This is a genomic window from Pseudomonas sp. LM13 (genome assembly GCF_041381355.1).
Classification (GTDB): Bacteria; Pseudomonadota; Gammaproteobacteria; order Pseudomonadales; family Pseudomonadaceae; genus Stutzerimonas; species Stutzerimonas frequens.
In genome coordinates this window covers 1-7,179 of sequence record NZ_JACBXH010000074.1, presented here as the reverse complement: position 1 = coordinate 7,179, position 7,179 = coordinate 1, and the positions used below count along the sequence as shown (strand labels likewise).

Genomic DNA, 7,179 nt, shown 5'->3' with positions numbered 1-7,179 from the left:
TGAGAAGTTCGCCTGCCCGCTTTCTACATCATCGAAAAGCTGTTTCAGCGCATCACGACCCTCAAGGCGCAAGCCACTTTTTCCGGCATCGGTATAGGTCTTGATGATTTCAAGCGAATGCGCTGCGGCGTACAGGCGAATAGTGTCGAGTTGGTTTTCAGTGGAGTACTGCTGATGCTCTGTCGACATGCGGACATATGCCGCCGCTGCTGTGGGGCTAGCCCCGGATTCAGTCTGATATTTCATCAGCAATCGCCCCCGCCTCAGCCAACCTTTACCGAGGCACTTCAGAAATGGTCATCAGCGGCCATACCGTTTGAATAGATAAAGAAAGGTAGAAGACAGGGGGCGGAAAAATGTTCACTAAAACGGGCAGATTTTTTCTGGAGCCGAAGCAATACGCTGCTGGCCTCGCAAAGGCGTTACGTAACGAACTGGGCGACACGCACCAGGCAACGAAGACGCTGATGCGCTGGACGAATGCAAACGAGCGGACAGTGAAAAACTGGTTAGCGGGATCCAGTGGCCCTCGGGGAGAGCACCTTGTGGCTCTGGTCAGGCATTCCGACGCTGCTTTGGCAGCGTTTCTTATGATGGCGGATCGTCAGCACGTAGTGACCACTATCGAGCTTCCGACTCTCCGGCAAAAGCTTCAGTCAGCAGTTGACGGTATTGATGCATACCTGGGACAAAACCCACCTCCAAGATCATGAGCTATTCAGCAGGGCGACACCAAGTGAGTGGTGAATACAGCCTCCTTTCAGCGTCGCATCGCCCAAGGCTGTATTAACGAAAATCTTGAGGTCAAATGGGTATCCACCCACTGTGCACCATCGTTGATGCTGTGCCATGCGTTTGAAAAAAGTTACTGCATGCGTTGAGGTGTCAGGTGAACACCCTGCTCGCGCAGTTTAAGAAATTTTTGAAGTGACTGCCGACCGCCGTGTAGGTCAAAGCTGACAATTACATAGAAGCTTCCACTGAGCGTACGTAGCACCCAAAACGCACCGTGCTGTTCCGCTTGGCGAATGTCCGATGTTCTCACCCTGTGGCCGTCTTGAAATCGTCCTGACGACTCCGCTTTGATATGCCGGTGCATAACACCAATAGCGCAGCAAGAGACAATTTTTACATTAGTGAGATAGGCGGTTACCGGCTCACAAAATTGATAGTCAAATGCCTTGGACAAGCGATGCTCAGTATATGCAGATAGGGTGATCACCTCGTGTGTATCAGGGTTGGACATTTGAATTCGCTATCTTCAGCAAATGCAGACCATGCAAATCCTCGTCCCAGAGAAAACCGGCGAGCTTTGAAATGCTGGTGAGCCACTCTCCGCGTTGACCATCAACCAGCAATATAACCCGCCTGTTGCTGACAAAATCTCCATCAAAGCTCATGGAGTACTCGTCGATTCGAAGCTTTTCACCGGGCTCTATCACTGTGTCCGCCGCGATACCATCCGAGAATGCATTTCCTATTGTCCGGTATTCATCGACACCCTCGTCTGTACTTGCGTAGGCGTACAAAGATCGACTGAGGTAGGTGATTGGCTGCGAGGTTCGATTCAATAGGAAAACAGGCTGCTTGTCAGAGCAGCGGCTGAAGTACGGAATAGTCAGGTAAAGCCCTCGCGCAGCCTCTTTCTCAAATTCTTCCAGATTGGCCCGAGCAAGCAGATCGGCAATCTGACTGCGCCTATGAGCAAGGGAACTGAAGACATCTTCATCAGCGCTTGGGCGACATCCCATGAAAGCCTCCAGAGAGTCGCACGCAGCTGATAATCGTGCGTAGCGTGCCAGCGCATTAGCATGTTTCTCAGCCACTACTGGATGGCAGGTGTTGGCCATGCGTAAAGCCCTGTTCATGACTTCGTCGTAGATCGGGCGATGAAGCATCAGAACCTCACGTGATATTTAAAATCGATTCAAGCCTGGAAGTGGTTGAGGTCAGGTCACGATTCGCGAAACCAGTCACCACGCGCGACTCGGCCAAATGATGGATCATCCAGGGGGGCATCTTCGTCAAAGAGTCTGCTGATCCGCCGCTCCTGCCGGATGTAGGCCAGCGTGGCAAAGAAGCACTGCTCGCACAGTCGAACGCGGTAGTGGTCACCGTCATGGTTCGAGCCATAACCCCAGCGCGCCTCTAAGGTGCCGTACTCTTGGCTGTACCCAGGCAGACGGGTTGACTTGCCGCACATCTCGCAGTGGATGTCGGAATCGATTTGGCTTGGCGAACTCATCAACGTCATGCCTCATGCGGAATGTAGTTAGCGCACTGGATTAATTTTCTTCAAAATTTATTCGTGTTCACCAAATTGCATTTGGAAAACTAGAAAACATGAATAACGGTAGACAGTTGAGCTGACTTGCGGGTGCCTTGGCCAATCAACACATAAATTGTATTTTGTGTTTCAAAGAGGTATCCATCTGAAAGTTTGGCGAGAGGTGTGCTGCGAACCCAGTCGCCTGGGTTGAACCGCCCAGCGCTATCAAAAACAACGCTATGAGCATAAATCATTACTGGTTGAAGTCCATCACTAATGATTTTGGTGCAAACAGCATCGGGCATTTCAAGATCAATCCAAATCCATTTCCTTACCGCACAGAATGGCTTCAGGAGAGATAGGCTCTTTACATGTCTGATAGCTTCATCATCAGTCATGTCTCGTCCGAGCATTGGTACGCCTTCGCCGTGAAGCAGTTCGTTAATCGCTTCGAGGATATCCATGGCTCTCTCCTGGTAAGTACTAGATTAAGGAGTGGGTGGTTTCGCTATAAAGTGCGGGATTGTTTTATAAACGACACGTATCCATTGTCATGTGCGGAATCGACAGTTGTGACTTCATCCAGGAATTCTTTGAACGAGTCTGTTGGCATATCGGTTATTAGTTTGGTAGTAAATTCATTATGCAGTACGGTGAATGTATAGGTTCTCTTGACCAGTGAGTCGTGAATTGGAGTCTTTAGTTCGTTGAGGTAATGGCCGCTCCATGCGAAAGGGTCGGCCCCGTCTTCCAGCACGCGTGACAATGCATGTCGAAGTGACGTCACCTCTCTTAAAGTGAATGTTTCGCCGTCACTGATCAGCGTTGATAGGTGGAGCCAACTGCGAAAAAGCTTTTCTTCGTTCGAAAGAAACGCGAGTTCGTGCACGAGTTCTGATGACTCTGGAAAAACAAACCACACTTTGTCGAAATAGCTACGTGCGGTCTTCGCGAGCTTGAGTAATTCAGCGGCAGCTTTGATGGCTTTGCGTGACGTGTCCCCAAGGCGGCAGAAAATGGCGGTGTTATCTTGGCCATGTCGGTCTTTTATGATGAAGAATTGACCGAGTACATCGGAGCGCTCGACGTGGATGATTTCGCCTTCCTCGATACCGAAGAATGCGGTGCCACAGTTGGTCAATGCCATCACTGCATTGCGTTCATGCTCAAAGACGAGTGACCGGGCTTTTGAGCGTTTGCCTGCATCGCTTTGGGCAATCTGATCAGCGTATTTATCGATGATGGACTGAAGGGTCTCCAGCGTGACCTTCTTAGATATGGCCATGCCTACGAGGGATTGAGCTTCTTCAGGTGCAAGCTCATGCAGGCGTTGGATGTACTCAACGTGAGCGTACCCACCACGGACGTCCTCAGGAGAAAGCGGGCCGACGAGGCGATCTAAGAATCGTCCGGCTCGGATCATTCTCGATAGCACTTTGGGCTCGTAGCTGTGTTCAGCCGCAAGCTGTTGAATGAGAAGGTTGATGCTGTCCTTCCCTTCGTAGGCATCCAGCGTCGGTTGTACCTGCCTGTAGATCGCATACCAGGGCCCTTTTTTCCGCTTGCTCATCCAGTGCTCCTTCAGCCTGATAGGTCTGGGGTGTGGCCCCGATTGGCTCCAGCTTAGCAAATCTGGAGAACAGTTCCAGTATTGACGAAGAAGAAGAGGTTGGCTATGGTGCTCAAATCTGGGAGACAGTACCAAAATGAGAGTAGTCCTAACGACGGAAAGGCAGATTGATCCAGCGAAGCGGACGCGCCGAGGGCGGCCAGCGTTCCGGATGTCCTCAGCTGGCAAAGGTGACGTGGTGCTGAAGTGCCAATCACGTCTTGAGTGGCTATTCGCGATGCTCTTCGTGCTTCACCCTGGCATCAGTGAGATTTACTTTCAGCCGCTGATCGTCAATCTGACAAGAAGCAAGGTGTACAGAAGGAAAGTAAAGCTAGACCCGCGATATAAATATTACATTCCGGACTTTTTGATCGTAGTCAATGGTAAGGAATTTATCGTTGAGGTTAAGTCTGCTGCATTGCTAGGTATGACCAACAAAGATTTTGCCAAAATCCAGGAGATATTCGAAAAGAATGCAATTGGTTTTTGCAAGCTTACAGAGCTGGATTTGGGAGAAGCAGAGAACAATATCCGCATTCTTTATGAATATTGTGTTCATGATGCTGACTCTGTCACGACATGGTCGAATGATCTAAAGAGGTTACTCGAAACTCATCAGGGCATTAATCACGTTAATGACTTGGCTGGATTGTTGGAGCCAGTCAATTGGTATGTTTGTGCCGGTATTTTGCGTGGCGTAATAAGTTTCGATCTGCTGAATTGGGATTTGATGGGGATGAATTTTCCGGTTGTTCAGGCCTATGGCAGCCTCAAGCATTTGGAGGTAATTAGCTTTGTCTGAGGGCTTGAAGGTCGGAATGGTTACGAAAATTAATGGCGATATATTCGTCATCGATGAAGTGCTGCTGTCTATTAACACCATCCGTTTGGTAGGCAGTGGTGGTGTCAGGCTAGAAGTCGACTGTGATGAGTTTTATGAGAAATTTTCATCCGGCGAGTATGTTCTTAATGATGAGGTGGAGGTCGCCGAATTTAATGGGGAGAGTGATGCCGAAAAGGAAGAGGCAAAGTTTAGGGTTGAGTTGCTTGACCTATACAATAAACTTCTAGAGAAATGCTTAAGAAAACCTGAAATTGAGAGTGCTATTTCAAGATTTTGCTTTAAGAAGGGGCATAAACCTGTACGTCTGCGTACTGTTCGTGAATATTATAAAAAGTACGCTGATGGTAACTATGCTGCACTGGTGCCTAACTATCGTGGAAGGGGGGGTAGCGGCTGGTCTTCAAAGAAAAATTATGTGGAATTTGCTAAAGAGAAAGCGATAGAGATTTATTTCTGCGATGACAAAGTTAATAAGCGGGGGTTTTATAATCAGGTTGATGAGCTTTTACGGCAAAAGCTTGGAGATCAAGCTCCAGAAATAATCATCAGTGAAAGCACATGTAGTCGGATTCTAGAGGGTTTGCCCGTTAAGTCTGCTCTCAACGGGAGACTCAGCAAAAGGGAGCTAAATCTTGAAGAGCGTAGAGCTATCAAGAAGTACCGCGACTGTAGAGTATTCGCTGTCGTAGAACTTGATGCCTGCACCATAGATAATATGAGCGTGGATGAAAATGGAAGAAAACATACAGAAGTTACGCTATATCTAATGCGTGATGTTCGGACATCGTATCCGCTTGCTGTTTATGTGATGGCGGGCAAGCCAAGCGAGATGGGCCTGTATAAGGTTTTGGAGCAGTTCTACAAGCCACGAGACGAAGCGTACTACAAGTCTCTTGGTGTGAAAGGGGTAAATATAGTCTCGGCGTCGCATATTGGTGTGCTAGTTATTGATAACGCATCCGAGCACTTTGGAAAATTGATCTGGGAAGTTATTCGCAGGCTTGGCGTGGTTGTTAAAAACACGCGCCAGTATCGTGGTGATGATAAAGGCTATGTTGAGTCCGGATTTTCAATTTTGAATAAACGGCTCTTCGGATTCATGCCGGGAGCCAAAAGAAGTAATGATAAGCGTGTTAAAAATAGAATGGCGAAAGCTGAAGAAGAAGCTTGCTATTCAGTTGAGGATATTTATAAAGAAACTGTTGAGTTTTTCTATGGTACATATATCCATGAGCTAAGGCCCGACCTGGGATTCATCTACGGCCAGCCCATGACTATTGCTCAGGCCATGGAAAAAGAACTGTCACTATTTAAGCCACTACCTCCGCCGTCTCTTGAAAAATTTAAGAAGCTGATTGTCACAATGCATCGTGAAGAGCGGAAGTACCAGCACTACGGTGTGGATTTTAGAAATTTTCAGTTCAACTCGACAGAGCTTGCCAGGTACATGGATAAGTCTGGTGAGAAATCTGTACTGGTGTATTTCAATCCGGCGGATTGTACGAAGATTTATGTGGTAAAGAAAAGTGATAAGAAGGGCACGCTTATTGAGGCACAAAATAAAATGCTGGGTATTCCAGAAATCTCATTTGAGGAGGCTGGATCCCTTCTAGCTGAGTATTCCGGTGACCACATTATGACTGGTAAGGAATTTCAGAGAATATATGCCAGGAGGCTAATAAAATTCACTGAAGACAGTCGACGTAAACACAAAGTCAAGGACGTCAATAAGTCTGTAAGAAGCAATACGAAGAAGGAATTTAACCAAGAGGTCGGAAAAGCGCTATCTAAGGATGCGGTAAAACCGAAGCAGGTCACTTTTAGTGAAGCCTCGCATGATGATGATATTACTCCATCTGAGTGGAGTAGTGGTCATGATTAATAGGGTAATACATCATCAGCGATTTAATGAGGCTGTTGATGTTGTTTATGACGCATATATTCGTTGTTTGGAAGAAGAGCCTGTTATTCAACCTGTATTTGGGCTGAGTGGTGTCGGGAAAACATTTTCGATCAAGCTTCTAACAGAGAAAATTAGAGCTGGTGGAGAGCATGAAGTACTGGTGGTCGAATTCCCACCAATTCGTAGCTACCGGGCCGTTATTGATGAGTGTCTGATGGTTTTTAAGCTGTCACCACGGGCATATAAAAATGAAGCGCTTGCCCTGGAGGGGCTGAGAAAGCAAGTTGAATTCAGAGGCGTCAAGCTCATCATATTTGATGAGGCTCAAAATCTTCTTGAACGCAAAGTAGGAATAGATCCTAAGGCCATGGGAGATACAATAAAGCATATAAGTAATAAATGTGGTGTGAGTATCGCTGTATATGGTCTACCCGATGCGGAGCGACTATTCAAAGGGGATGATCAACTTGCGCGAAGGTCGATGGCTCCCTTTTATTTTTATCCATATGAATGGGTTGGGGCTGAGTTCAAGTGCTTTCGAAATGCATTAG

At 47.4% G+C, this 7,179-nt stretch carries 10 protein-coding genes; 4 read left to right on the top strand and 6 right to left on the bottom strand.

The window, feature by feature from the left end:
• A partial coding sequence (locus tag HZR81_RS22905; protein ID WP_500129339.1) for a recombinase family protein occupies positions 1 to 246 on the bottom strand: 246 nt, incomplete at its 3' end.
• Positions 247 to 356: 110 nt separating this feature from the next.
• On the opposite strand from HZR81_RS22905, the gene HZR81_RS22900 reads away from it, so the two are divergent.
• Positions 357 to 713, top strand: coding sequence for a hypothetical protein (locus tag HZR81_RS22900; RefSeq protein WP_418643620.1), 357 nt, complete (start codon positions 357 to 359; stop codon positions 711 to 713).
• Between the two features lie 152 nt (positions 714 to 865).
• Here HZR81_RS22900 and HZR81_RS22895 read toward each other — a convergent pair whose 3' ends face one another.
• From HZR81_RS22895 to HZR81_RS22875, 5 genes are all read right to left on the bottom strand, one after another.
• The gene (locus HZR81_RS22895; protein ID WP_374417223.1) at positions 866 to 1,246 is read right to left on the bottom strand and encodes a hypothetical protein; all 381 of its coding nucleotides are present in this window, start codon (positions 1,244 to 1,246) and stop codon (positions 866 to 868) included.
• Entirely contained in the window at positions 1,233 to 1,898 is a 666-nt protein-coding gene (locus HZR81_RS22890) for a hypothetical protein (protein WP_374417220.1), read from the bottom strand. Before HZR81_RS22890 ends, HZR81_RS22895 begins: the two co-directional genes overlap by 14 nt.
• 56 nt (positions 1,899 to 1,954) lie before the next feature.
• Positions 1,955 to 2,254 (bottom strand): hypothetical protein, encoded by a 300-nt coding sequence (locus HZR81_RS22885; RefSeq protein WP_374417218.1) that lies wholly within the window; start codon positions 2,252 to 2,254, stop codon positions 1,955 to 1,957.
• 80 nt (positions 2,255 to 2,334) lie between these two features.
• Positions 2,335 to 2,733 (bottom strand): DUF6957 family protein, encoded by a 399-nt coding sequence (locus tag HZR81_RS22880; protein WP_374417216.1) that lies wholly within the window; start codon positions 2,731 to 2,733, stop codon positions 2,335 to 2,337.
• A gap of 44 nt (positions 2,734 to 2,777) precedes the next feature.
• The gene (locus HZR81_RS22875) at positions 2,778 to 3,839 is read right to left on the bottom strand and encodes a hypothetical protein (protein ID WP_374417213.1); all 1,062 of its coding nucleotides are present in this window, start codon (positions 3,837 to 3,839) and stop codon (positions 2,778 to 2,780) included.
• 136 nt (positions 3,840 to 3,975) lie between these two features.
• On the opposite strand from HZR81_RS22875, the gene HZR81_RS22870 reads away from it, so the two are divergent.
• The 3 genes from HZR81_RS22870 to HZR81_RS22860 form a co-directional block, all read left to right on the top strand.
• Positions 3,976 to 4,683, top strand: a complete 708-nt coding sequence (locus tag HZR81_RS22870; RefSeq protein WP_500129338.1) for a hypothetical protein — start codon at positions 3,976 to 3,978, stop codon at positions 4,681 to 4,683.
• Entirely contained in the window at positions 4,676 to 6,607 is a 1,932-nt protein-coding gene (locus HZR81_RS22865) for a TnsB C-terminal domain-containing protein (RefSeq protein ID WP_500129337.1), read from the top strand. The genes HZR81_RS22870 and HZR81_RS22865 overlap by 8 nt, the downstream gene beginning before the upstream one ends.
• A partial coding sequence (locus tag HZR81_RS22860; RefSeq protein ID WP_500129336.1) for an AAA family ATPase occupies positions 6,600 to 7,179 on the top strand: 580 nt, incomplete at its 3' end. The genes HZR81_RS22865 and HZR81_RS22860, both read left to right, overlap by 8 nt.

Bases quoted from the DNA above. Each gene is read 5' to 3' on its own strand.
- HZR81_RS22900 (WP_418643620.1), top strand. From the start codon at position 357: ATGTTCACTAAAACGGGCAGATTTTTTCTGGAGCCGAAGCAATACGCT.
- HZR81_RS22895 (WP_374417223.1), bottom strand. From the start codon at position 1,246: ATGTCCAACCCTGATACACACGAGGTGATCACCCTATCTGCATATACT.
- HZR81_RS22890 (WP_374417220.1), bottom strand. From the start codon at position 1,898: ATGCTTCATCGCCCGATCTACGACGAAGTCATGAACAGGGCTTTACGC.
- HZR81_RS22885 (WP_374417218.1), bottom strand. From the start codon at position 2,254: ATGACGTTGATGAGTTCGCCAAGCCAAATCGATTCCGACATCCACTGC.
- HZR81_RS22880 (WP_374417216.1), bottom strand. From the start codon at position 2,733: ATGGATATCCTCGAAGCGATTAACGAACTGCTTCACGGCGAAGGCGTA.
- HZR81_RS22875 (WP_374417213.1), bottom strand. From the start codon at position 3,839: ATGAGCAAGCGGAAAAAAGGGCCCTGGTATGCGATCTACAGGCAGGTA.
- HZR81_RS22870 (WP_500129338.1), top strand. From the start codon at position 3,976: ATGAGAGTAGTCCTAACGACGGAAAGGCAGATTGATCCAGCGAAGCGG.